The organism is Vibrio sp. SCSIO 43136 (genome assembly GCF_023716565.1).
In the GTDB taxonomy this organism is placed as follows: domain Bacteria; phylum Pseudomonadota; class Gammaproteobacteria; order Enterobacterales; family Vibrionaceae; genus Vibrio.
Map to the genome: position 1 here is coordinate 187232 of NZ_CP071848.1, position 24357 is coordinate 211588.

Annotated in this window: 20 protein-coding genes; 9 read left to right on the top strand and 11 right to left on the bottom strand. The window is 47.8% G+C overall.

Features of this window, described 5'->3' with window-relative positions:
- Position 1: 1 nt before the first annotated feature.
- Positions 2 to 1828, bottom strand: coding sequence for a DUF294 nucleotidyltransferase-like domain-containing protein (locus tag J4N39_RS00925; protein ID WP_252021136.1), 1827 nt, complete (start codon positions 1826 to 1828; stop codon positions 2 to 4).
- A gap of 191 nt (positions 1829 to 2019) precedes the next feature.
- Here J4N39_RS00925 and J4N39_RS00930 point away from each other — a divergent pair, with 191 nt between their 5' ends.
- A complete protein-coding gene (locus J4N39_RS00930) occupies positions 2020 to 3186 on the top strand; it encodes a 3-phenylpropionate MFS transporter (protein ID WP_252021137.1) in 1167 nt (388 codons plus the stop codon).
- Between the two features lie 98 nt (positions 3187 to 3284).
- Positions 3285 to 6719: a hybrid sensor histidine kinase/response regulator gene (locus J4N39_RS00935; RefSeq protein WP_252021138.1), complete on the top strand. Its 3435-nt coding sequence runs from the start codon at positions 3285 to 3287 to the stop codon at positions 6717 to 6719.
- A 321-nt stretch (positions 6720 to 7040) separates the two neighbouring features.
- On the opposite strand, the gene J4N39_RS00940 is transcribed toward J4N39_RS00935, so the two are convergent.
- The 7 genes from J4N39_RS00940 to aspA all read right to left on the bottom strand — a co-directional run bounded on the left by J4N39_RS00940 (position 7041) and on the right by aspA (position 15562).
- On the bottom strand, positions 7041 to 8744 hold the full coding sequence (locus tag J4N39_RS00940; protein WP_252021139.1) for a sodium:solute symporter family protein: 1704 nt from the start codon (positions 8742 to 8744) through the stop codon (positions 7041 to 7043).
- A gap of 15 nt (positions 8745 to 8759) precedes the next feature.
- Complete coding sequence (locus J4N39_RS00945; protein WP_252021140.1) at positions 8760 to 9026, bottom strand: DUF4212 domain-containing protein; 267 nt, start codon at positions 9024 to 9026, stop codon at positions 8760 to 8762.
- Between the two features lie 208 nt (positions 9027 to 9234).
- Positions 9235 to 9858 carry a MarC family protein gene (locus J4N39_RS00950; protein WP_252021142.1) on the bottom strand — a complete coding sequence of 208 codons (624 nt, stop codon included), beginning with the start codon at positions 9856 to 9858 and terminating at the stop codon, positions 9235 to 9237.
- Positions 9859 to 9938: 80 nt separating this feature from the next.
- Positions 9939 to 10574: a response regulator gene (locus J4N39_RS00955; RefSeq protein WP_252021144.1), complete on the bottom strand. Its 636-nt coding sequence runs from the start codon at positions 10572 to 10574 to the stop codon at positions 9939 to 9941.
- 125 nt (positions 10575 to 10699) lie between these two features.
- Positions 10700 to 12415 (bottom strand): protein-disulfide reductase DsbD, encoded by a 1716-nt coding sequence (locus J4N39_RS00960; RefSeq protein ID WP_252023575.1) that lies wholly within the window; start codon positions 12413 to 12415, stop codon positions 10700 to 10702.
- Positions 12416 to 12646: 231 nt separating this feature from the next.
- The gene (locus J4N39_RS00965) at positions 12647 to 13954 is read right to left on the bottom strand and encodes an anaerobic C4-dicarboxylate transporter (protein WP_252021146.1); all 1308 of its coding nucleotides are present in this window, start codon (positions 13952 to 13954) and stop codon (positions 12647 to 12649) included.
- Positions 13955 to 14107: 153 nt separating this feature from the next.
- Positions 14108 to 15562, bottom strand: a complete 1455-nt coding sequence (aspA, locus tag J4N39_RS00970; protein WP_252021149.1) for an aspartate ammonia-lyase — start codon at positions 15560 to 15562, stop codon at positions 14108 to 14110.
- A gap of 285 nt (positions 15563 to 15847) precedes the next feature.
- On the opposite strand from aspA, the gene J4N39_RS00975 reads away from it, so the two are divergent.
- Positions 15848 to 16375: an FxsA family protein gene (locus tag J4N39_RS00975; protein WP_252021151.1), complete on the top strand. Its 528-nt coding sequence runs from the start codon at positions 15848 to 15850 to the stop codon at positions 16373 to 16375.
- A gap of 277 nt (positions 16376 to 16652) precedes the next feature.
- On the opposite strand, the gene trmL is transcribed toward J4N39_RS00975, so the two are convergent.
- From trmL to J4N39_RS00990, 3 genes are all read right to left on the bottom strand, one after another.
- Positions 16653 to 17129, bottom strand: coding sequence for a tRNA (uridine(34)/cytosine(34)/5-carboxymethylaminomethyluridine(34)-2'-O)-methyltransferase TrmL (gene trmL / locus J4N39_RS00980; protein WP_252021152.1), 477 nt, complete (start codon positions 17127 to 17129; stop codon positions 16653 to 16655).
- Positions 17130 to 17216: 87 nt separating this feature from the next.
- The gene (gene cpxA / locus J4N39_RS00985; protein WP_252021153.1) at positions 17217 to 18599 is read right to left on the bottom strand and encodes an envelope stress sensor histidine kinase CpxA; all 1383 of its coding nucleotides are present in this window, start codon (positions 18597 to 18599) and stop codon (positions 17217 to 17219) included.
- The gene (locus J4N39_RS00990; RefSeq protein WP_252021154.1) at positions 18599 to 19288 is read right to left on the bottom strand and encodes a response regulator; all 690 of its coding nucleotides are present in this window, start codon (positions 19286 to 19288) and stop codon (positions 18599 to 18601) included. Before J4N39_RS00990 ends, cpxA begins: the two co-directional genes overlap by 1 nt.
- Positions 19289 to 19463: 175 nt before the next feature.
- On the opposite strand from J4N39_RS00990, the gene J4N39_RS00995 reads away from it, so the two are divergent.
- The 6 genes from J4N39_RS00995 to arsB all read left to right on the top strand — a co-directional run bounded on the left by J4N39_RS00995 (position 19464) and on the right by arsB (position 24342).
- A complete protein-coding gene (locus tag J4N39_RS00995; RefSeq protein ID WP_252021155.1) occupies positions 19464 to 19982 on the top strand; it encodes a CpxP family protein in 519 nt (172 codons plus the stop codon).
- 109 nt (positions 19983 to 20091) lie between these two features.
- Complete coding sequence (gene fieF, locus J4N39_RS01000) at positions 20092 to 21015, top strand: CDF family cation-efflux transporter FieF (protein WP_252021156.1); 924 nt, start codon at positions 20092 to 20094, stop codon at positions 21013 to 21015.
- 252 nt (positions 21016 to 21267) lie between these two features.
- Positions 21268 to 22230 carry a 6-phosphofructokinase gene (pfkA, locus tag J4N39_RS01005; RefSeq protein WP_252021157.1) on the top strand — a complete coding sequence of 321 codons (963 nt, stop codon included), beginning with the start codon at positions 21268 to 21270 and terminating at the stop codon, positions 22228 to 22230.
- Between the two features lie 95 nt (positions 22231 to 22325).
- Entirely contained in the window at positions 22326 to 22769 is a 444-nt protein-coding gene (locus J4N39_RS01010) for an SRPBCC family protein (protein ID WP_252021158.1), read from the top strand.
- A 97-nt stretch (positions 22770 to 22866) separates the two neighbouring features.
- Entirely contained in the window at positions 22867 to 23202 is a 336-nt protein-coding gene (locus J4N39_RS01015; RefSeq protein WP_252021160.1) for an ArsR/SmtB family transcription factor, read from the top strand.
- A 90-nt stretch (positions 23203 to 23292) separates the two neighbouring features.
- Positions 23293 to 24342 carry an ACR3 family arsenite efflux transporter gene (arsB, locus tag J4N39_RS01020; RefSeq protein ID WP_286036822.1) on the top strand — a complete coding sequence of 350 codons (1050 nt, stop codon included), beginning with the start codon at positions 23293 to 23295 and terminating at the stop codon, positions 24340 to 24342.
- Positions 24343 to 24357 lie beyond the last annotated feature (15 nt).

The window sequence follows — 24357 nt, forward strand, 5'->3', positions numbered from 1 at the left end:
CCTAGTCGCGGATTTGGTAGTGATAACCAAGCCACTGCTTAAATTTCTTCACCACGTGTAGACTATGGCGTAAGACGTCCCGCTCTGAGCGCTCTAGGGCTTTGATGTCGATATTATTGCTGGTCTGATGTTCACTCAATTGTTGCCCCAATCGCAGTTTGACGAACAGTTTTAGCGCTTCGCTAAGGTTGTCTGCCGTCTGTTGCTCTAGCACTTTTTTCTTGGTCAGGGCGTGGATACGGTCAAAAGTATTTCTCGGTGCTAGCGAGTATTCGAGGCTCAAGGCACGAATGCCGTGCACAATCGGAAAAATACCGCTTTGTTTGATGTCTAGCCCATCTTTGCTGGCTCTGACATTACCAAACAGTGTCAAAGGTGAAGAGAACTGCATTGCTGGGCGGGTAAACTCAGTCAAAATCAGCTCTTGGTCGGCCATGAGTGATAGTAAGTGCTCACGTATTGGTTTAAGCAAGCTGTGGTTGCCCGCTACAGCGTGGGCATCTGCCATGATGGCTAGTTTCATCACGCTTTCTGGTTGGGCTTGGTTGACCCACTTGGATATTGTTTGCTTCCACTCTGATTGGCTTTTTACCCAATCTGGGTTGTTGACCATCACCTGACCGGGACAAAGCGGATATCCTAGCTGCTGTAACGTATGGGTTAGGGTATTCATAGTCTGTTCAAGTTGGTGAATACTCACTCCCTCTTTGACGATCAGGGCATTATCTTGGTCAGTTTTGAGGATTTGCTCGCCGCGCCCTTCAGAGCCTAAGACAATCAAGCAACAGTGTTGACGCATGGCGCTCGGCACAATCAGGTTAAACGCCTTTTCGATGATCTGTTCATTGACGGCAGAGATAAGCTCCATGATGAATCGGGTGCGTATACCGTTACTGACTAAGCTTTCCACCAAGGCTCGCTGCCTGTTTGCCGCTAGTGCCAGTTCTTGAATGCTGTCAGCGCGAGCAATGGCTAAGGTTAATACATGGGAGTGGGTAGAGAAGCTCGAGAGAATTTGGGTCATGTCGAGCATGCCGATTGGCTTCTCTCCATCGCATACCATGACCCGTTTCATCCGTTGGCGAGTCATAGTGATCATGGCGTTGAATAGGAAGTCATCCTCTTCAACGTAATAGACTGGGTAGGTAGCAATCTTGCCAACTTGAGTGTTGAGTGGGTGCCCATCGAGCATCACTGCATGCAGCATATTGGTACGGGTGATGATGCCAAACGGGTAAGGGTTATCGGAATCTAACACTCTTGGATCATCGTGTTTAAGCTCAACCAAAGCGCTATCCACACCACGTTCTTTCATCGCTTTGGTGACTTTATCCAGTGGTGTGTCTGGGGCGAAGGTCACGACGGGGTGATAGATGCTGCTATCGACTTTAGTCAAAATGAATTCGGCGAGATTTTTTTGCTGATGAGCGGTATCTAACAGCTCTTGTCGCTTGGCGAGGTTACCGTCGAAGTAGGCGGAAAACTGACTATTTTGCTGATAGAGGTCGATAAATACCTGCTTGGGTAGCAGATAACTCAGCGTATCTTCTAGCGCAATATAGCTGTGTTTGCTTTCACCATCGAGTAGTGCGCGTACGTCAAACAGGTCGTCAGGCGCATAGTGAGCCAAGATCTCTTTCCCATCTCCCGAGCACTCTTCTACCCCACCTTTAATAATAACGTGTAAAAACTCGCTCGTTTGGCCCGGTTTGAGCAGTGCTTCTCCCTGACGAAAGTAGGCCACATCGAGCGCCGATCTTAGGTTTTTTTGTTGCTCTATTGTTAGGCGATCAAAAGGTGCCGCCTGCATATTGAATTTTTCGGGCATGTCGAAGCAACCATAGTCAGAGTAGGTACTTCTAGTCTGGCAAAAATCGACTTAAGCTCCAGACGACTTTGGTCTAATAATGAAACAATGACTCATTAAGAATAAGGAAAGAACTTTTCTTATTTCTACCCTTTTTCCTATTTGCAACTAGGTCCATAATGGCGCCAAATTTTACTAGGTGTATTTGCGCTATGATTTCTCCCTCGCCATTTGCTTGGCTGTCTCAGTATTTATTTGGCTTCTTTTTCTCTTACGGTGTGTATTTGCCGTTCTGGGCGCTGTGGTTTGAGGACCAAGGGGTTTCCGCCACTGACGTGGGCATGTTGATGGGCTTGGGCTTTGCGACCCGTTGTGTGGCTAACTTAGTGATCACCCCTCGAATTCATCGCATCGAAAAGGTATTGCCTGCGCTTCGATGGGCAACCTTGGCATGTGTGATTTTCTTGGCCGCGCACCTTAGCGCAGATGCTAACTTATGGGCGCTTGCAGCCGTAACGGTGCTGTTTAATCTATCGTTTGGGCCGATTATTCCTCTGTCTGATGCGATGGCTAACCACTACGGTAAACGAGAGCTGCTCGATTATGGCAAGACTCGTTTGTGGGGATCACTAGCATTTATCGCAGGTTCTACTTCGGTCGGTTATCTTGCTGCGCAGTTTGGTGCCAGCATGATCGTTTACACTGCTTTAGCTGGGTTTGTTCTGGCCATGCTGGTGGCAATGCGTAATCCAAGCATCATGCCTGAGCCTGAAGTAAGCGCAGATGAAGCTCGCCCAAGTGTCTGGAAATTGTTGCTTGAAGGTGAGGTGATTCGTTTTGTAGTGTTGGTTGCGCTTATTCAGGGTAGCCATGCTGCGTATTACAGCTTCAGTGCTATTTACTGGAAGTCTGCCGGACATGCAGAAGACATTATTGGTTACTTGTGGAGCATTGGTGTGGTTGCTGAAGTAGGCATCTTTGCCTTCAGTGCTCGCTTGTTCGGTAAATGGTCGCTGAATAAGTTGTTTTTATTGGCTTCGGTAGGGGTTGTGGCTCGTTGGGGTTTGACTGCTGCAACAACCGATATTGCAGCACTGGTATTGGTGCAAGCGCTTCATGGTGTGACTTTCGCCGTGGCGCATATTGCCGCCATTCGTTATGTGCAGCAACAGTGTTCGAGCAGAATGGTGGCACTGCAATCGATCTATAATGCCATTCCTCTTGGGGCATTTATGGCACTGATGACGGCGTTTAGCGGTTGGGGCTTTGAACAATGGGGTGCAAATATCTTCTGGATCATGGCCGCAATGGGAGCTGCAACACTGTTTATTCGTTTGGATACCAAGAAACCTATGACCGAGCCACAAATTCAGAGCTAACTATTTGAGGCTAAAAAAGCATCACCGCTAAAATGAAAAGACCAGAGGCATATGCAATCGCATGTTGCGCTGGTCTTTTTTGATCAAGGACGGTACGAATGCAAGATTGGATAGTGGTGCCAGTATCTCTGGCCTACCTCGGCATACTCTTTTTAATCGCATGGTATGGGGACAGGCAGTCTCAATGGCTCGCTCGCTGGCGACCGTGGATCTACAGCCTTTCCATTGCCGTTTATTGTACCTCTTGGACCTTCTACGGCACGGTTGGGCAAGCAAGCAATAATCCTTGGTCATTTTTGCCTATTTATCTTGCCCCCATCTTGATTTTTACCTTAGGTTGGCGGCTGTTGGCTCGGCTGATATTGACCGCCAAACGTGAACATATCACCTCGATTGCGGACTTTATCGCTGCTCGATATGGAAAGTCGCAAGGGCTAGCTGTCGTGGTAACCATCATTGCGGTGGTGGGGATTCTTCCTTATATCGCATTGCAGTTACGAGGCATTACCATGGGGCTGGAGCTGGTGGCTCCGGGTCTACAAAGTGAGTTTGGCTATCAAGATGCTGACATTTCATGGTTTGTAGTCTTGGGGCTGGCGGTGTTTACCATGTTGTTTGGTACTCGTCATATCGACAATACCGAGCACCACCGCGGCATGATGATGGCGATTGCTTTTGAATCTATCGTTAAGCTCGGTGCCTTTTTGTTAGTTGGCTTGTTCATTCTAGGCATGGTGCTGGCAAGGCCGGATGTCGAGCTGTTGAGTGTCGCAGCCCAAACCTATCAATCACCAAATATTCCCACGTTGGTGATCCACACCTTACTTACCATGACGGCTATCATTTGTTTGCCACGCCAGTTTCATACCATGGTGGTGGAAAATGAAAAACCGAAAGATCTGCAAACCGCTCGCTGGTTGTTTCCTACCTATCTGGTATTGATGGGGCTGTTTGTGCTGCCGATATCTTGGGCGGGACAGGCGATGCTTTCTGGCACACCCGCCGATAGCTTTGTGATCAGTTTGCCGCTATCTGTGGATGCCAACAGCATTGCCCTGATTGCCTTTTTGGGTGGAACATCGGCCGCATCTGGCATGGTGATCGTATCGACGATCGCATTGGCAATCATGGTGTCTAACGATCTCGTGCTGCCCCTGCTGCTGCGACGATTGAAGCTTAATGAACGTACTCATATCCATTTCTCTGGCTTGCTGCTCAATATTCGCCGAGCACTGATCTTGCTGTTATTAGCGGGGGCTTGGGGTTTTTATCAGGTCTTGGGTGCTATCCCGTCATTATCCGTGATTGGATTGCTTTCATTTGCCGCAATCGCCCAGTTTGCCCCTTCCTTGATTGGTGGCATGTATTGGAGACACGGCAATCGTAAAGGTGTCTACACCGGACTCTTGTTTGGCTTTGCTTTGTGGCTGATAACGCTCATGCAGCAAACAGGTATGCTCGCCGGTGACGAACAATCCAACTTTTTGTTATGGCTGATAGAGCCTCCCGCATGGTTGGCAGGTTCTGAGCTACGCTCATCTGATTGGGGTATGGCGCTAAGTTTAATCGCCAATACCGCTTGTTATATTTTGGTCTCCCTCTTCACTCGCGCCAGCTTGAGTGAGCGTTTACAGTCTGCCGCATTTGTGGGCACACCACTACCTGAGGCGGAAAACTTCAGCTTGTATCAAAGCCGCGTCACGGTTGCAGAACTGGAGATGCTCGCTTCTCGATTTGTCGGACGTCGCCGAGCCAAAAGCGCTTTTACTCAGTTCTGGAAACACTATGGTGGTGAAATGCTGCCTAATCAACAGGCGAGCTCTGCCCTGATTCGTCATACCGAGCGGGTGCTCGCTGGGGTGTTCGGTGCATCGTCGGCCAAGCTGGTGCTTACTTCCGCACTTCAGGGGCGCAACATGCAGTTGGAAGAGGTTGCAACCATAGTCGATGAAGCTTCGGAGCTGTACGACTTCAGCCGTGGGTTATTGCAAGGGGCGATTGAGCACATCAGCCAAGGCATCACTGTAGTAGATAAACAGCTTAGGCTAGTGGCTTGGAACCAACGTTACCTTGAACTGTTTGAATTTCCACTCGGCTTGATACAGGTCGGCCGACCGATTGCTGATGTGATACGTCACAACGCACAAATGGGCCTTTGCGGTGAGGGCGATGTTGACGAACTTGTACGTCGCCGTGTTGAACACCTTGAGCGAGGCACACGCCATACTTCTTCAAGGGTTTATCCCGATGGCAGGTATATAGAGGTGCAAGGGAACCCTATGCCGGGCGGAGGGTTTGTGATGAGCTTTACTGATATTACCGCATTCCATCAAGCACAACTGGCATTAAAAGAATCGAACGAAACCTTGGAAAGCCGAGTTCAAGCACGTACTCAAGAGCTTGAAAACTTGAATAAAAGGTTGATCACGGCGACCAAAAATGCCGAAACAGAATCGCACTCGAAGAGCCGCTTTTTGGCCGCAGTGAGTCACGATTTAATGCAGCCGCTTAATGCGGCTCGGCTGTTTGCATCTTCATTGACTGAGACGGCAAAAGAGCCTGATGCGCAAAAATTTGCTCAGCACATTGAAAGTGCACTGGGGGCGGCGGAAGAGCTCATTGGTGACCTGTTGGACATTTCGCGCTTGGAATCTGGCAAGTTGGACGTACATGTGCATGCTTTCCCGCTCAATGATGTACTCGATAAGCTCAATGCAGAATTTAGCGCATTGGCAAAACAGCAGGGCATCGATTTCACCATGGTGCCAAGTGATGTGTTGGTTCAATCGGACCCTAAGTTGCTGCGTCGTGTATTGCAAAACTTCCTCACCAATGCGTTTCGTTATAGCCCGAAAGGGAAGGTGACCTTAGGTGCTCGCCGAGCCGGAAAAGATATTCGTATTGAAGTGTGGGATAACGGGATCGGTATCGAGCCCGATAAGCAAGCAGAGATATTTGAAGAATTTACTCGAGTTGATGTCGGTCACGCTGAGCAAGGGTTGGGGCTGGGACTGGCCATTGCCAAAGGCATTGCTCGGGTGCTGGGCCATGAAATATCACTGCGCTCGTGGCCACAAAAAGGCACGGTATTTTCACTGAGTTTGCCAAGAGCGCAGCAGGCCACGCCAAGTCAGCCAGTGGTTGAGGCGAATAAGCCCAGTGGTGACCTTGCTGGGTTGAAAGTCTTATGTGTGGATAACGAACCTGACATTTTGGTTGGCATGCAAAATCTTCTCGAGCGCTGGGGTTGCGATGTGCGTCTGGCGGAAGATTTAGTGCAGAGCATGAAAGCGCTTGAGTCAGGCTGGCATCCTGATGTGATTTTCTCCGATTATCGACTCGACCACGGGCGCACTGGGTTAGAGGTGCTGCAGCAGTGCCGATTACGCTTAGGTGATAGCTTCGAGGGCGTCATCATCAGTGCCGACCGCACTGATGAAATGCTCGAAAGCATCCGCAGTAACGGCTTCAGCTTTATTGCTAAGCCCGTCAAACCATTGAAGCTCAGAGCGGTATTGAATCGGGTAGGGTAGCTTTGGGTTATCTATGATCTAAAAGGTTTCTGAACTATTTCAGCGACTGCAGAACCGATCCTCCCTCTTTTCAAGGGGGAGGACTTATTTTGTGTAGGCTTTAGGTTTGTCATGTTCCAAAAGCTTTCGAGTCTCATTTTTGGTTTCGTTTTTAAGTTATAAGGCTATGAAAAAATGGAATTTATCCTTGGTTAGGATGTTCTGGTTGTAAAAAAGTCACCAGTGATCCGAAAGCCTCAAGACCTGCACCGATAAACAAAAAAGCCGACGCATCTGCGTCGGCTTTTGGTTACCTATAGTCTTTTTGGATAAGAGCTAGGATTAATGGTCGTGCGCTTCGCCAGCCCCTTTCGGGTAGCGGATAGACTCCACCATGTCCTGTACTTCTTTTGGCACTTCAGCAGTGAACTTGTTCACCACAATAGATACTGTGAAGTTTACACACATACCTAGAGTACCGATGCCCTCTGGGCTGATACCAAACCACCAGTTATCTGGCGTGTTGGCCGCTGGGTTGATGAACTTGAAGTAAACAATGTAAGCTGCGGTAAAGAAGATACCTGACAACATACCTGCGATTGCGCCTTCTTTGTTCATCTTCTTGTAGAAGATACCCAAGATGATTGCTGGGAAGAACGAGGATGCTGCTAAGCCGAAGGCGAATGCGACAACCTGCGCTACGAAGCCCGGTGGGTTGATGCCCAAGTAACCTGCGCCGACGATGGCCAGAGCTGCACCTATTCGGGCGGCGAGTAGCTCTTGTTTATCGGTCATGTCGGGTTTAAAGCCTTTCTTGAGTAAGTCGTGCGATATCGAGGTGGAGATTACCAGTAGTAGACCTGCTGCCGTCGATAGTGCTGCTGCTAGACCACCTGCAGCCAATAGTGCAACTACCCAGTTTGGTAGCTGTGCTAGTTCTGGAGATGCTAGTACGATGATGTCTCGGTTGATCTTCATTTCGTTACGAGCATCGCCCGAGTAGAACATCTTGCCATCGCCGTTCTTATCTTCCCAAGAAACTAGACCTGTGCTTTCCCAGTTCTTGTACCAGCTAGGTGCTTCTGTCGCTGCTACACCTTTCATGTCTGGACCATTAATGGTGTCGATCATGTTAACGCGAGCAAACGCTGCGACTGCTGGTGCAGTGGTGTATAGGAACGCGATAAATACTAGTGCCCAACCTGCTGAGATACGTGCATCTGATACTTTAGGAACCGTAAAGAAGCGGATAATAACGTGTGGAAGTCCTGCAGTACCTACCATAAGTGCCGCACAGATAAAGAATACGTCAACCATACTCTTCGAGCCGTCGGTATAGGCGGTGAAGCCGAGTTCTTGGGTCAGACCATCGAGTTTCTCAAGTAGGTAGACATCGCTGCCCGCCATGGTTGAACCGAAGCCAATTTGTGGGATTGGAGTACCTGTCATCATTAGCGAGGTAAAGATAGCTGGCACCATGAAAGCGAAGATAAGTACACAGTACTGCGCAACCTGAGTATAGGTAATCCCCTTCATACCGCCCATTACAGCGTAGAAGAATACGATTGCCATACCGATGATGATACCCATGTTGATATCAACTTCTAGGAAACGAGCAAATACCACACCTACACCACGCATTTGGCCTGCAACATACGTGAACGATACGAAGATCGCACAGAATACTGCCACCATACGAGCGGTTTTAGAGTAGTAACGGTCACCGATGAAATCTGGCACGGTGAACTTACCGAATTTACGCAGGTAAGGCGCAAGACAAAGTGCAAGTAGTACGTAACCACCAGTCCAACCCATGAGGTAAACACCGCCATCGTAACCGATGAATGAGATGATACCTGCCATTGAGATGAAAGATGCTGCTGACATCCAGTCTGCAGCGGTTGCCATGCCGTTAGCGACTGGGTGTACACCACCGCCTGCTACGTAGAATTCACTGGTTGAGCCCGCACGAGCCCAGATTGCGATGCCGATATACAGAGCGAAGGTGATACCGACCAGAATAAACGTCCAAGTTTGAATATCCATTTTTGTGCCTGCCTCTTAGTCTTCTTGTACGTTGTACTTCTTGTCGAGCGCATTCATGCGCGCAACATAAACAAAGATTAAGGCGACAAAGGTGTATATTGAGCCTTGTTGTGCAAACCAGAATCCTAGTTTGAATCCACCGAATTGGATGTTGTTAAGTACATCGACGAATAAGATGCCTGCTCCGTAGGAAACTAAGAACCAAACTGCTAGTAGTGAGCCCATGATCCCTAGGTTTTCTTTCCAGTAGGCTTGAGCATGTTCTGTTGATTCGAACGCCATTGCCTTCTCCTTACGCTATTGGTTAGTCGTTGTTAACGAGGTGTTACACGATTTACCTTAGCAAGCGTATTTCAAGAAAGCTTTTCAACTTTAGTCGGGCGCATAAAAACAAAAACCGCCCATAAATTGGGCGGTTATATAAATACTGACGTCAAAATGTGATGTTAACAGGGTGTTAACTTAGCCAAAGGTCTAACACTATTGGTGATTAAAGATAAAAATCTTTTATCCCAGTCAGCAAATTTGTGACCGCCACAGCCGCAAGGATCAGTCCCATAACGCGACTAATGATCGCAGCACCAATGTTACCAAGCCATTTTTGGATCCAGTTGGCACTCATTAGCAAGAGTAGGGTAGTGAGTAGCACTGCCAGCATGACACCTGCGGTTATAGCTTGGTCAACGAGTGAAAAGCGGTGGTTGTCAGTGAGCATTACAATGGCCATCATCGCTCCCGGTGAAGCAATGGATGGGATAGCTAATGGGTAGACGGCGAGGTTACCTAGTTCAGAACGGCTCACTTCTTGACTGATCTTTTGTTCTTGCTCGGGTTTGCTTTCCCCAAAAATCATGCTGAGTGCAAACAGCAATAGCACTAAGCCACCAGCAGCCTGAAAAGCGGGTAGGGGAATTTGCATCGCTTCGAGCAGGATCTGGCCGACCACGAGGAAGAACAGTAGCACTCCTGTGGCGATAGCAATGGCTTTATATGCCACGACTCGACGTTGATTAGCGGGAAGGTGCTGAGTTTGTGACAAGTAGACAGGTACGGTACCTACAGGGTCGATAACCGCCCAAAGAACAATGAATTGGGTGATAATTAAGCTTATCAAGTCAGGCTCTCCTCTACATGGCGCTATACATTAGCATAGCGTGATTGAGTAAAGGTTAGCCTAAGGTCAGGAGTTAGGGCTTATAATTCCCCTTCCATCTGCTGAAGCAAGATCACCGCTTGAGTCCTGTTTTTCACCCCAAGTTTGCGAAAGATCGCCGTCATATGCGCCTTAATGGTCGCTTCAGAGACGTTGAGCTCGTAGGCGATCTGTTTGTTCAATAGACCATCAGAAAGCATGCCCAGCACGCGATATTGTTGCGGGGTAAGCGCTGCGATTTTCTCAGCTAAATCGTTGTTGGCTTCACTTTCGATCAGTAGATCGGCAGGGAAGAAAGGTTCGCCACCTAGGACTTGATTGAGCGCAGACACCAAAGCACGCATATCGGATGATTTAGGAATGAATCCAAATGCACCATGGTTTTTGACTTGCGTCACCACGCTTGATTCTTCGCTGGCAGATACGACGACGATCGGCATATCTGGATATTCGGCACGTAACTGAATAAGCCCAGACATCCCATTTGCGCCCGGCATTTTCAGATCGAGCAAGATAAGGTCGGCATCTGGCTCTTTTTTGAGTAGGTCGAGCAAGCCCTCTAGCGAGTCTGCTTCGAGTAAATTTGCACCGCTGACCGCCATATGCACCGACTGAAATAGGGCATTGCGAAACAACGGATGATCATCTGCAATAATAATGGTGTAACTCGAATCCATGGGGCTTGGCTCTCTTTATAAAGCGACTCTTTAAGTATTAACATTCGTTTGTAAAATCAACAACTCAAGCACGGATCTTTCGCCTTAAAATGTGAAAGAGCCAGCTTACGCTGGCTCAGAATTGCTTAGTTGATCGCATCTAGATGCTGGCTGAACGGTTCGGCAGGCATAAAGCCAGTCAGGCGAGCATTCGGTAGAGGGTTGCCTTGGCTATCCCAAAAATCCAGCGTTGGTAAACCTAATACCTGAAGTTGCTTCAGTAACTCGATATCTTGGGGTTGGTTCTTAGTGACATCGGCTTGCAGAAGCACAAAGCTATCGAGCTTGGGTGCCACACTTGGGTCGTGGAAGGTGTACTTCTCAAACTCTTTACAGGCGACGCACCAATCCGCGTAGAAATCGAGCATGACGGGTTTGCCTTGGCTTTTCGCCAGTGCTAACTGTTGGCTAAGTTCTTCAACATTGTGGATACGAATAAAGCCACTATCTTGTTTGGCTTGAAGTTCGGTGGATGGTGCAAAGAAGTGCTGCATTATCGGTTGTGCGGATGCCAATATGCCCAACATGGCCGTGATGCCAACCGCACTTTGCTTCCAACCGCCAAAAGGTAGCTGATTTTTCAAATAGTACAGCCAACCGAAGGCCGCTACACCCAGTACGCTCCACAGGGCTTGGCTCCACAACTCCGGTAGGATGCGCTCAAGAAGGAATATTGGCGCAGCCAGCAAAACGAAACCGAATAGGACTTTGACTCGGTCCATCCAAGCGCCTGCTTTTGGCAGCAATTTATTACCAAATACGGCAACGGCGATAAGTGGAATACCCATGCCTAGGGCGAGCGCATAAAGTGCGACGCCTCCAGTAAGTAGATCGCCACTTTGTGCCACGTACAGCAAAGCCCCAGATAGAGGTGCCGTGGTACACGGCGAGCAGACCAACCCAGAAATTGCTCCCATGGCAAAGACGCCAGCATTGGAACCGCCTTGTTGTTGATTACTGAGGTTGTTAAGCCAAGTTTGCGCACTGGCTGGCAGTTGTATGGTGTAAACACCGAACATGGACAAAGATAACAACACAAATAAGGTGCTAAGACCAATCAGCACATACGGGTGTTGCATTGCCGCTTGAAATTGCAGTCCGGCGGAGGCTACCACTAAGCCTAACAAGGTATAGGTGAGCGCCATGCCTTGTACGTAAATGAGCGACAACATTAACGCACGACGTTGGTTTAGCCTCTCTCCACCAAGCACAATGCTGGTTAAAATCGGATACATCGGCAAGACACATGGAGTGAAAGCCAGCCCTACGCCAAGCGCCAAAAATAGCAGCGGGGTCCACCACTGCTGCGCCAGGTGACTGGCGAAATCATTCGATTGAGGCAAAGAAGGTGTTGAGCTTGGTGACGAGTCTACAATGCCCGCGATATCGCTGCCGTCAGCACTCAAAGGAATGGTGCGGATCTCTGGCGGATAACAAAACCCAGCTTTGGCACAGCCTTGATAACGCACCACCAAATCAGTCGCTTGGGTAATGGCTGGCAAGGAGACGGTGACTTCTAGCGGGGTGGTGTAGATTTTTACGTCACCAAAGAATTCGTCGTGATAAGGCTCACCCTCGCGCATCTTGATATCTGTGAGCGTGAGATTAGCGGCTGAGATAGAGATCTTGTCTTGGTATAGGTAGTAACCTTCTGCCACATCCCATTGCAGTGTTAGTTGGTCACCTTGGTGAACAAAATTAAATGCAAAAGCTTGGTCAACCGGCACAAACTGCTGGTTTTGGTTGAAGTCACTTAAGGGTTGAGCGGTGAAGGTGTTGGCGATAGCAAAACCCGAAGCCATAGAAAGCGCAATTGCACTGACCACTAGCCATTGGCGCCAGAGAAAATTCATCATATCAAGATACTACAGTTTTAAGGTACCTATTCAGACCGGAATTGATTTGAATAAGTTTCATCATATCTTGGCAACATGACCAATACCATGATTTCTGTGCTTGAACAGCAGCTCAGAGGTTACTTAGGTATAAAAAAAGGGAGCCAAAGCTCCCTTAGACATTCTATTGCGTTGCGATTAGATGAACAGGCTACCGAAGGTGAAGCCTAGAGTTACCGCAGAAGCAATGGTCACCACACCAGGGATAAAGAACGGGTGGTTGAACACGTACGCACCGATGCGAGTTGAACCAGTATCATCCATTTCTACTGCCGCTAGCAGCGTTGGATAAGTTGGCAGAACAAATAGCGCAGATACCGCAGCAAATGAAGCTACTGCCGTAAGTGGAGCAACACCAATGGCAAGCGCCGCAGGCATCAGTGCTACTGTCGTTGCACCTTGTGAGTAAAGCAGCATAGAAGCAAAGAAGAGCACCAGTGCTAGCATCCATGGGTAGTCTGCCAATAGCGTGCCTGCAAATTCTTTGATGCCATCAACGTGAGCGTTGACGAAGGTTGAGCCAAGCCATGCCACACCAAGAACACAGATACACGCCGTCATACCTGAACGGAAAGTTGCTGCTGATGGGATTTTCGCTGCATCAATTTTAGTGATCAGTACGATTGCTGCCGCAGCACCAAGCATGAAAGTCATGATCGCTTCGTTACGACCCAGCGCAGGGTCAGTAATGAGGCCAACTGAATTAGAAATGGCTGCTGCGTAACATACCACCAAGCCGATTGCGGCTAAGAAGATGTAAGTTGCCGTTTTTGCTGTTGGTAGAATAGTGCGCTCAGTTTGAGTGTTAAGCTTAATAAGGCCTTTCGCTAGGCGCTCTTGATACACTTCGTCATCTTTAAGTTCGCTGCCCATAAAGTTCGCAACAAACGCACCAATCATACACGCGATGAAAGTGGTTGGGATGCACACTGCCAGTAGTGTCAGGTAATCTACACCAAAGGGTGCCAACATCGCAGCAAATGCCACTACGGCTGCAGAGATTGGTGATGCAGTAATAGCAATTTGAGAGGCAACAACTGCAATCGACAATGGACGCGAAGGGCGAATGCCTTGACCTTTAGCCACTTCAGCGATCACTGGCAAGGTTGAAAATGCCGTATGGCCTGTACCCGCCATCAGCGTCATCACGAAAGTCACGATTGGCGCATAGAAGGTGATGCGCTCAGGGTGTTTACGCAAAAAGTCTTCCGCCAATTGCACAAGCCAATCCATACCACCCGCCACTTGCATGGCTGCGATGGCAGTAATTACCGACATGATGATTAGAATTACGTCTACTGGGATAAACGCTTGGCTGGTTGGGACTCCTAAAATCAGTGATAGGGCGACCACACCCGCACCACCGGCGAGACCAATACCAATGCCGCCAATTCTTGCACCTAAGAAGATGAAGAATAAAACGACCAGCAGTTCTGCGACGATCATAAGCATACCTCTTTATTTTTCATAAATTTAAATGCGCAAGTGCAATGGAGGAGTAGGCACTTACACACGGGGAATTTGGAATGCCAGAAAAAGTGAAAATAAAAAGGCGTCTGGCAAGTAAAAGAGGACTGTGAAACACAGCCCTCTTTGCGTTTAGTTAAAGCGCTTGGCTTTATACTTTGGATGCATCAAGTTGTCGATAGAAAAAATGTCATCCAACTCGTCTTCGGTGAGTAATCCACGCTCTAAGACCACTTCTCGGACACTCTTACCTGTTTCTGCACAGATCTTGCCGACAATGTCGCCTTCATGGTGACCAATGTAAGGGTTTAGGTAGGTCACGATACCGATTGAGCCAAACACATAACCTTCACAGACCTCTTTATTGACGGTGATGCCATCAATGCACTTATCACGCAGGTTGAGGCAGGCGTTTTTCAAGATATCGAGCGACTCAAACATGGCCTGAGCGATGACAGGTTCCATCACGTTGAGCTGCAACTGTCCGCCTTCGGCTGCGAAAGAAATGGTGTTGTCGTTGCCAAGCACTTTGAAGCAGACTTGGTTAACCACTTCAGGCACTACAGGGTTAACTTTGGCAGGCATGATCGATGAGCCCGCTTGAAGCTCAGGAAGGTTCAACTCGTTGAGGCCAGCGCGTGGGCCGGATGACAATAAGCGCAGGTCATTACAGATCTTCGACATTTTGACCGCCAGACGTTTCAAAGCGCCGTGTACCATGACGTAAGCACCACAGTCAGAGGTCGCTTCAATCAAATCTTCTGCAGGCACACAATCGTGGCCAGTCACTTTGGCAAGGTGCTTCACTGCAAGCGCTTGGTAGCCTTCAGCGGCGTTTAGACCCGTACCAATGGCTGTTGCGCCCAAGTTAACTTCAAGCAGTAACTTAGCGGTATATTCTAAGTTACGGATCTCTTCTGCTAAGGTGACTTTCCACGCGCGGAACTCTTGGCCTACCGTCATTGGTACTGCGTCTTGCAGCTGGGTGCGCCCCATCTTGAGGATGTTACTGAACTCATGCTCTTTGGCTTCGAAAGCGCCTTTCAGGTATTCAATGGCTTCAACCAGCTTTTGCACACTGTTGTAGACCGCAATTCTGAAACCCGTCGGGTACGCACAGTTGGTCGACTGGCTCTTGTTGACGTGATCGTTGGGATTACAGGTGTCGTAATCGCCTTTTGGTTTGCCCATCAGCTCGAGCGCTACGTTGGCGATTACCTCGTTAGCATTCATGTTAACCGAAGTGCCAGCACCGCCTTGGAAGACATCTGAAGGGAACTGATCCATGCACTTACCTGTGGTAAGGATCAGGTCACACGCATCAACAATGTATTGTGCGACGTCAGCCGGAATCACTCCCAGCTCTTTGTTGGCCAGCGCTGCCGCTTTTTTGGTCATTACCATGCCACGGACAAATTCAGGCACATCGGAAATGGTAACGTTTGAGATATTAAAGTTTTCGACCGCACGTAGGGTATGGATACCGTAGTACGCATCAGCAGGAACATGACGTTGGCCTAACAGGTCTTCTTCAATTCGAGTCGCAGCATGGGGAGTGGTTTGAGTAAGAGCTTCAGTCTTATTCATACTGGATTCCTTAGAATAATTTATTGAATTATTGAGCAATTATTGGTTTATCGTGTGTTAAGGAATCCATTCTTTAGACGATAAAACTGTAAAACTTCTCCGAGTTTTCTGTAGCTCATCTTATACGACTGGTGGCTTAAATATAGTAGCTAGATCACCTTTTGAGCTAAATGTTTTCAATCATTGCATGGGAATCAAAAGCCGATCACATCGGTCTTTTTACTGACAAAGTTTGTTGTTTATTGTGTTAGTTAATACACTGAACTCAAACATTGAGGAGGATGTGTGTTCCCGATTTTATTACTGCTATTTATTGCCGTTCCAATGATTGAGATTGCCCTGTTTATTCAGGTGGGCGGGTTTTTAGGTTTTTGGCCAACCATGGGTCTTGTACTGCTAACGGCATTTGTTGGCGCTTCACTGGTTCGAAGCCAAGGATTGCAGACCTTGATGTCGGTGCAAAGCCGTCTACAACAAGGCGAGTTGCCTGCGCAGCAAATTGTTGAAGGAGTGATGCTTGCTGTTTCTGGTGTGCTGTTGCTGACTCCCGGCTTTATGACCGACGCAATGGGGATGGCGGTGTTACTGCCTGCGCCACGTGCTTACTTGGCAAAACAGTTGATGAGCCGAGTGAAAGTCCAAGGTATGCATGGGGGCTTTTCTTCTCATAGCCAGTTTGGTCAAGGTGGCTTTGAGCAACACAACCCATTCGAGCAGCAAGACCCCTTTAAGCGTGATCAAGATGGATCGACCTTTGAGGGAGAGTATGAGCGTAAGGATGATGATCATAACGATCGCAATCGCTTGAATTGATCTTGTGTGAGCTTTTAAATAAAAAAACGGGCAGGTTGGTTATCAACTTGCCCGTTTTTTATTGCGCAGGACTAGTCCCTCCCCTTGAAAAGGGGAGGTTAGGAGGGGTTAAAAAGATCTTAAGATATACTCTGAACTTGAATAGAGCGAAGCTCTAAGTTGTTAGATTGAATGCAAGCTTTAAACTTTATAATTATCTGATAGCTAAGGGTTAACCCCCTCTAACTCCCCTTGAAAAGGGGGAGGATGGTTTTGCGCACTAGATTGAATTAGGGGTTTAAACTGCACCTTCAAACCCAAACTGACGCCACGCCTCGTAGCCAATGATTGCGACCGCATTGGATAAGTTCAGGCTGCGGGCATCTGGCATCATCGGGATGCGAATGCGCTGCTCCATAGGTAGGCTTTCGATCACTTCTGCGGGCAATCCACGAGTCTCAGGGCCAAACAGCAGTACATCCCCTAGTTGATATTGAGCGTCGGTATGATGGCCTGTCGTTTTGGTGGTGCAGGCGAATAAGCGGTAGTCACCTTCCCGCGATTCTAAGTGCTCTAAGAAAGCGGCGTAATCTTTGTGGCGCTTTACTCGCGCCAAGTCATGATAATCCAAGCCCGCACGGCGCACTTTTTTTTCTTCAAGATCGAAGCCTAGTGGCTCGATAAGATGCAAGTTAGCGCCACAGTTGGCACATAAACGAATAATATTGCCTGTGTTTGGGGCAATTTCAGGCTCATAAAGCGCAATATCAAACATGGGTTACTATGTTCTCTGATGACAAATTTTGCTCAGTATACGCAAAAAAGTAGGGCAAAGTCTTCGCTTCGCCATTACTGGTGCGATTTACTCTTGGTTGCAAGGAAGCGTCATAGTGACTCGTAACCCTCCCATTGGGCTGACTGAGGCCGACAAGCTTCCGCTATGCTGGCGTATGGCACTTTCAGTGATCGCTAGGCCTAAACCTGCGCCACCCGAGTGGCGGTCACGAGCAGTCGATACTCGGTAAAACGGTCGGAAAATTTGGTCTAACTCACTTTCAGGGACCCCTGCACCATCGTCGTCTACAGTAATCGATAAACGTTTTTCACTGGTGGTTAAACTAACAGCTATGCTCGACTCACTGTAGTGGATTGCGTTGCGTACTACATTTTCGACCGCACTCATCAATAGGTTTGGATTACCTTTGATCAAGACATTCGGTATTGAGCCAAAGGTGAGAGATTTATCTTTGTTTTCCGCTTCAAACTTGGCGTCTTCGAGCAGATCAAGCCACAGTTCATTAGCGGATAAACTTTCTCGTTCTTGGTGGCTATTAGTTTGCATTCGCGACAAGGTCAGCAGCTCGCTGATCATTTTTTCTAAGCGCTCTGCTTCAGTGTCAATTCTGCTTAATTCGGCACTTTCCCCTTGCTTGCGCGTCGCAAGCGCATTCGCCATCCGCAGTCGTGTTAAGGGAGAACGCAGTTCGTGGGAGATATCGGAAAGCAGGCGCTGCTGACCACCAATCATCTGATTGACTGCTTCTACCATCTGATTGAAGCTCGCCCCGGTTTGACGAAACTCCTTAGTGCCTTTTTCAAGCTCTGGGTCAACGGTGAACTCGCCTTGAGCAACGCGTTTAGCCGCTTCTTCTAGGCGACGAGCAGGGATGCTGAGAGCCCAAGCCAGCCATAGCAATAGCGGAGTTGAGACCACCATGACCACTAAGAGTAAGCGGAAAGGTTGGTCTAAAAGTTGAATCAGAAACGGTGGAGACTCTTTCCATTTTACCGAACTAAACATCAATAAAGGGGTATTAGCGAGGGTGATTGGAAATGGACCTGCGACCATATTTCTTCCATACAGTTTTTGCTTGGCAGGCTGCGTTAGGTCTCGCTCACTGATGAAGTTCTGCATCATGCGCTTGAGTTTAAAGTGTTTGCGATTGAGCAAGTTGCCTTCAAGATCTGTGATGTAGAAATCGACTTTGTCATTGCGTCGATCCCAATTATTGAGCTGTGCCATCAGCACGTTAAGATCAGGTGCATCACTAAAACGCATTTCTAAGCCCGAGCTCAGTTTTTCGATACGCTCTAGGTGCTGCTCTGAAATCTGGTGGCTCTGTCGAGGATCGAGTCTTGGGATCAGTAGCACCGCCAAGAGCACCAGTAACATGGTGAACCAAAAGATGGCAAAGATCCGCCCGTAAAGGCTGGATATGGTGGGCAGGCGGCGAGGCAAACGCATTATTCTGACTCCACCAGCATGTAGCCACGGCCACGCAGTGTTTTGATGCGTGGTTTGTTATCAGGGCGCAATGGCAGTTTTTTACGAAGGTTTGAGACGTGCATATCGATCGCTCGGTCAAACGGAGCCAGACGTTTCCCTAGCACTTCTAAGCTCAGTACTTCTTTGGTTATCACTTCACAAGGGTGAGAAATAAAGTGCTGCAACAAGCTAAATTCAGTTGTGGTTAGCTCGATGAGCGCTTGGTTGCAGTAGGCCTCCTGCTTACTTGGATAGACTTCGATATCTTGGTAAACCAGCTTGTCAGAAGCTTTTGGGTTGCTGGTGTCTTTTTGCGTGCGTCGCAGTATCGCCCGTATTCTTGCCAGCAGTTCACGGTCAGAAAAGGGTTTGGGCAGGTAATCATCCGCACCAAGCTCTAATCCAATGACTCGGTCTATTTCTTCGCCTTTGGCTGTTAACATCAACACTGGAGTTTCATAATTCTCACGTAGCTTTTTAAGCATCTCCATGCCGTTGAGTCGTGGCATCATGTAATCGAGCAAGATAAGGTCAATCTCGTCGTTGATCGCTTGCAGGCCTTCTATTCCATCATTGGCTTCCGAGACGTTGAAACCTTCGAAAGATAGAATGTCTTTAAGTAGACCGGTGAGTTCGGTGTCGTCATCGACAATAAGAATGTTAGCCATGGTGTTCCTGATCTTTACTACTTTGATGATTAAATCATACGCATTGTGGGTAGGCTTTTGCGCCTCTTTACGTATCTTTACGCTTCCTAAACACCACTTTACACACCAATTTGTAATCTACACTCAACCGCTGTGAAAACAGCAGGTCGAATCACAGACTATTGAGGAAAAGATTATGAAATTCGCTAAAAAAATGGTTATCGCCGCTGCTGTTCTTCCAATCGCTTTAGGTTCTGCAAGTGCATATGCATTTGGTGGTAAAGATGGTGGCCGTGATGGCAAAGGCTTCCACAACAAATGTGGTGGCGGTTTTGACAAAAAGATTTTCAAAAAGCTCGACCTAACCGAAGAGCAGAAAACTCAGCTTAAAGAGATGCGTGAAGCGGAGCGTGAAAATCGCAAAGCGAACAAAGGCGACATGAGTGCGAAGTTTGCTGAGCGTCAAGCTCAGCAAGAAAAGGTACAAGCACTGTTGCTAGCCGATACCTTTGATCAAGCGCAGGCACAGGCGCTAGCAGCAGACATGGTAGAGAAGCAAACTGAACGTCGCCTGCAAAAACTTGAGAAACAGCACCAGATGCTAAGCGTGCTGACCGCAGAGCAAAAAGCGCAATTGGTTGAACTGCAAAAAGAGCGCGCTGAAAAGTGTCAAACTCGCATGCAAGAGCGCATGGACAAACAAGATTCTGAATAATTGTCCACTGTAATTATTCGTTCCCTAGCAGCCTTCGGGCTGCTTTTTTTATGCCATTGTATTTGTTCAAGGTTTATACTGAGGTCACGCTTATAAATCAAACAGTGCAATGAACAACGACTACTCAAAACTGGTGACCTGGGCAGCATGGTTAGCCACACTCACCGCCACCGTATTACTAATCGTCAAAGTCATCGCTTGGTGGATGACAGGATCGGTGAGCCTACTTGCTTCACTCATCGACTCATTTTTAGATATTGCCGCTTCTGGGGTTAACTTATTGGCGCTGCGTTATGCGCTGCAACCCGCTGATAAAGAACACACCTTTGGTCACGGTAAAGCCGAATCTTTGGCGGCACTAGCCCAGTCGATGTTTATCTCAGGCTCAGCCATCTTCTTGATCTTAAATGGTATCGATCGTTTCTTCCGACCACATGAACTGCATGCCCCCGAATTAGGTATCTACGTCAGCATTTTTGCTATCGTTGTTACGGGCGCTTTGGTTAGCTTTCAAAAATATGTGGTGAGAAAAACCGGCAGCCAAGCCATCGCGGCAGACTCACTTCATTATCAATCTGACTTGTATATGAATGTCGCCATCATGGTGGCACTTGGCTTGACATGGTATGGCATTAGCCAAGCGGATGCGGTATTTGCGGTCGGTATTGGGGTGTTTATTCTTTACAGTGCGATTCAGATGGCCAGAGAGGCGATCCAATCCTTACTTGATCGTCAGTTGCCTGATGAAGAGCTGCAAGAGATTAAGCAGCTTGCTTGTTCTGTGGAAGGTGTTCTTGGTGTGCATCAGTTAAGAACTCGCATGTCTGGCCCTGTTCGTTTTATTCAGTTACATCTTGAACTTGAAGATACCATTCCGCTGATCGAAGCTCATCGTTTGTCCGATTTGGTTGAAGACAAGCTAATGGAGCATTTCCCTATGGCTGACATATTGATCCACCAAGACCCATTGTCTGTTGTGCTTACCTCTGATAGAGAGCAGGAGCAGCAGCGTGGGTGGGAATCGCCAAGTTGACATGCCTTTGGTTGAATATTGTCGAATTAAACAAATGCGCCTTTTTTGTTAAAACGACATAAACTCTATTTGATTGTGATATGAATCAACTTAGAATATGGGCATAATTGTAATACTCTTACATAAGTAAAAAAGTTTCAGTCGTCAGGTGTTGGTGTGAGCAACGAGAAGTGGCACACTGACGACACTATAAAGATTCGCCATTGATGGCATAAAAATAAGTATTTGAATCTCAAAGATTAGAGGGTGACCATGATTAAAAAGATTGGTGTTTTGACAAGTGGCGGTGATGCACCGGGCATGAATGCAGCCGTTCGTGGTGTTGTTCGTACAGCACTATCGGAAGGTCTAGAAGTGTACGGCATCCATGATGGCTACCTAGGCCTATATGAAGACCGCATTGAAAAGCTAGACCGTTCTAGCGTTTCAGATGTGATCAACCGCGGCGGTACTTTCCTTGGCTCTGCTCGCTTCCCTGAATTTAAGGAAGTTGAAGTACGCCAGAAGGCAATCGAAAACTTGCAAAAACACGGCATCGAAGCACTGGTAGTTATCGGTGGTGACGGTTCGTACATGGGTGCGAAAAAACTGACGGAGATGGGTTACCCATGTATCGGTCTGCCGGGCACAATCGATAACGACATTGCAGGTACGGACTACACAATCGGTTACCTAACAGCACTGAACACAGTTATCGACGCAATTGACCGTCTGCGTGATACTTCGTCTTCTCACCAACGTATTTCTATCGTAGAAATCATGGGTCGCCACTGTGGTGATTTGACTCTAATGTCTGCGATTGCTGGTGGTTGTGAATACATCATCACTCCAGAAACAGGTCTGAACAAGAAAGAGCTTATCGAAAGTCTTCAAGAAGGCATTGCAAAAGGTAAGAAGCACGCAATCATCGCACTAACAGAGTTGATGATGGATGCTAACGACCTAGCAGAGTGCATTGAAGAAGCGACAGGCCGTGAGACACGTGCAACTGTGCTTGGTCATATCCAACGTGGTGGTCGTCCAACAGCGTTTGACCGCGTACTGGCTTCTCGTATGGGTAACTACGCCGTTCACCTATTGCTAGAGGGCGAGGGTGGTCGTTGTGTAGGTATCGTTAAAGAACAGTTGGTTCACCACGATATCATCGACTGTATTGAGAACATGAAGCGTCCAGTACGTGACGATCTGTTCCAAGTAGCGAAAGAGTTGTTCTAAGAGCGAATCTCGTCAAAAGATAACAAGCCGCTGATTTATCAGCGGCTTTTTTTATGTCTATACTCAGGGGAAGTTGAGAGTGAAGAGGCGATAAGATGTTAAGCCGAGTGTATAAAAAAGCGATCACAGCATCTCCACAGAAGATATGGCAAGTGCTGACCGAAAAAGCCCATTATCAGCGTTGGGCGAGTGTGTTTTCGCCTGGTTCGACATTGCAAGGGGAATGGAAAGAAGGGGCGCAAGTGTGCTTTTTCGACCCCGAGCTGGGCGGCACCATCGCCGAGGTAGACGTCTGGTCACCAGAGCAAGAGTTGGTGATTCGTCATATTGCACTGGTAGATAAAGACGGACAAAAAAACCGCAGCGGAGAGATGGCTGATAAGTGGATAGGCTCGCTTGAGAAATACCAAATCCATCAACAAGGCTTGCAAGCGACGCTAGTCGTGGAGGTGACCACCCATCCAGACTTCATGCCGATGTTTGAAGAAGGTTGGCCAGAAGCGATGGAAAGAATTTTGTTTATGAGTGAAGAACTGTAATAAAAGCGAGTCTTTGCAAATTTCCATGATTACTGGTTGCAATTGTGCCCAATTAAACATACTTTATCGTCGATAGACGATGAAGGGTAATGCTCAAATGCAAACAGTATGTATGGCAGTGTCAGATATTCAGGCGACTGAAGCTGACCTCGCTAGAGAGAAAAGGTTTGCCGAACAGGCCAAAGCGCTCTCGCACCCTGTGAGAGTTCGTATCCTAAAAATGCTGCATCAGCTCGATAACTATGGTGTGTGCTTAAATGGTGATTTAGTGGCGGAGCTTGGGCTGGCACAATCGACGGTGTCAGAGCATCTACGCATTTTAAAAAACGCTGAATTGGTGATAGCGGAATCGAACCCTCCGAGAACTTGTTACCGAATCCATCGTCAAAACCTAGCAGGTTTCCAGGCGCTATTCGGTGACCTATTTGGTTGAATTAAGTTAAGCCGCTGAGACAAATAAGTCTGAGCGGCTTTTTACGTTCTGAATTAATCGTCTTTTGGCGATGAAGTGTTGGAGAGAAAAATGAGTAATGCAATGGCTGAGCAATTGGGCTCAGCGAAGATGAGCCTACTCGACCGGTATTTAACGGTCTGGATATTCTTGGCGATGGCGGTTGGTGTTGGTCTAGGAGTGGCTTTTCCGCAAATGGCCGAGTGGCAGGAATCCATGAGTGTTGGCAGTACCAATATACCTTTGGCGATTGGCTTGATTTTGATGATGTACCCACCGCTCGCGAAGGTTGATTACAGCCTGCTTGGGCAAGTGGCTAAGGATAAGCAAGCGATCAAGCTATCTTTGGTCATGAACTGGCTAGTCGGCCCGGTATTGATGTTCGTACTGGCGCTGACGTTTCTTGGGGATCATCCAGGGTATATGGTGGGAGTGATCCTGATTGGTTTAGCTCGCTGTATCGCTATGGTGTTGGTATGGAATGATATTGGTGGTGGCAATCGGGAGTATGGTGCAGCGCTGGTGGCGTTAAATAGTGCTTTCCAAATCGTGACCTACAGTTTTATGGCGTGGCTATTTATTACGGTATTGCCACCAATGCTGGGCTATCAAGGTTTTGAGGTCGATTTGTCGATGTTAGACATTGCTCATAGCGTGATGATCTACTTAGGCATTCCATTTGCGGCGGGATATTTATCGCGAAAAATATTGGTCGCTCGTAATGGTAAAGATTGGTACGAGCAAGTGTTCTTACCAAAGGTGTCACCGATGACTTTGGTGGCACTTTTGGCAACCATCGTAGTGATGTTCAGCCTTAAAGGGGAGCTTATCTTAGAGCTACCAATGGATGTTTTGCGCATTGCTGTCCCACTGTGTATCTATTTTGTCGCTATGTTCTTTATTAGCTTCTGGCTTGGTAAGCGCATGGGTATCGCTTACGACAAGAACGCATCTATTGCGTTTACCGCAACTGGCAACAACTTTGAGCTGGCTATTGCAGTGGCGATTTCTATCTTTGGTATTCACTCAGACCAAGCATTTGCTGGGGTGATTGGTCCCTTAATTGAAGTGCCGGTTCTGATTGCACTTGTGAACTGGGCATTGAAGAAGAAATATCGTTAGGCAACACGTATAGAA

What these genes read in the sequence shown, in the direction of transcription:
- J4N39_RS00935 (WP_252021138.1), top strand. Translation starts at nt 3,285, where the DNA reads ATGCAAGATTGGATAGTGGTGCCAGTATCTCTGGCCTACCTCGGCATA.
- arsB (WP_286036822.1), top strand. Translation starts at nt 23,293, where the DNA reads ATGAGTAATGCAATGGCTGAGCAATTGGGCTCAGCGAAGATGAGCCTA.
- J4N39_RS00945 (WP_252021140.1), bottom strand. Translation starts at nt 9,026, where the DNA reads ATGGCGTTCGAATCAACAGAACATGCTCAAGCCTACTGGAAAGAAAAC.
- J4N39_RS00960 (WP_252023575.1), bottom strand. Translation starts at nt 12,415, where the DNA reads ATGGCTTCGGGTTTTGCTATCGCCAACACCTTCACCGCTCAACCCTTA.
- J4N39_RS00995 (WP_252021155.1), top strand. Translation starts at nt 19,464, where the DNA reads ATGAAATTCGCTAAAAAAATGGTTATCGCCGCTGCTGTTCTTCCAATC.
- J4N39_RS01015 (WP_252021160.1), top strand. Translation starts at nt 22,867, where the DNA reads ATGCAAACAGTATGTATGGCAGTGTCAGATATTCAGGCGACTGAAGCT.
- fieF (WP_252021156.1), top strand. Translation starts at nt 20,092, where the DNA reads ATGAACAACGACTACTCAAAACTGGTGACCTGGGCAGCATGGTTAGCC.
- J4N39_RS00955 (WP_252021144.1), bottom strand. Translation starts at nt 10,574, where the DNA reads ATGGATTCGAGTTACACCATTATTATTGCAGATGATCATCCGTTGTTT.
- pfkA (WP_252021157.1), top strand. Translation starts at nt 21,268, where the DNA reads ATGATTAAAAAGATTGGTGTTTTGACAAGTGGCGGTGATGCACCGGGC.
- J4N39_RS00965 (WP_252021146.1), bottom strand. Translation starts at nt 13,954, where the DNA reads ATGATCGTCGCAGAACTGCTGGTCGTTTTATTCTTCATCTTCTTAGGT.
- J4N39_RS00990 (WP_252021154.1), bottom strand. Translation starts at nt 19,288, where the DNA reads ATGGCTAACATTCTTATTGTCGATGACGACACCGAACTCACCGGTCTA.
- trmL (WP_252021152.1), bottom strand. Translation starts at nt 17,129, where the DNA reads ATGTTTGATATTGCGCTTTATGAGCCTGAAATTGCCCCAAACACAGGC.
- J4N39_RS00930 (WP_252021137.1), top strand. Translation starts at nt 2,020, where the DNA reads ATGATTTCTCCCTCGCCATTTGCTTGGCTGTCTCAGTATTTATTTGGC.
- aspA (WP_252021149.1), bottom strand. Translation starts at nt 15,562, where the DNA reads ATGAATAAGACTGAAGCTCTTACTCAAACCACTCCCCATGCTGCGACT.
- J4N39_RS00925 (WP_252021136.1), bottom strand. Translation starts at nt 1,828, where the DNA reads ATGCCCGAAAAATTCAATATGCAGGCGGCACCTTTTGATCGCCTAACA.
- cpxA (WP_252021153.1), bottom strand. Translation starts at nt 18,599, where the DNA reads ATGCGTTTGCCTCGCCGCCTGCCCACCATATCCAGCCTTTACGGGCGG.
- J4N39_RS00940 (WP_252021139.1), bottom strand. Translation starts at nt 8,744, where the DNA reads ATGGATATTCAAACTTGGACGTTTATTCTGGTCGGTATCACCTTCGCT.
- J4N39_RS01010 (WP_252021158.1), top strand. Translation starts at nt 22,326, where the DNA reads ATGTTAAGCCGAGTGTATAAAAAAGCGATCACAGCATCTCCACAGAAG.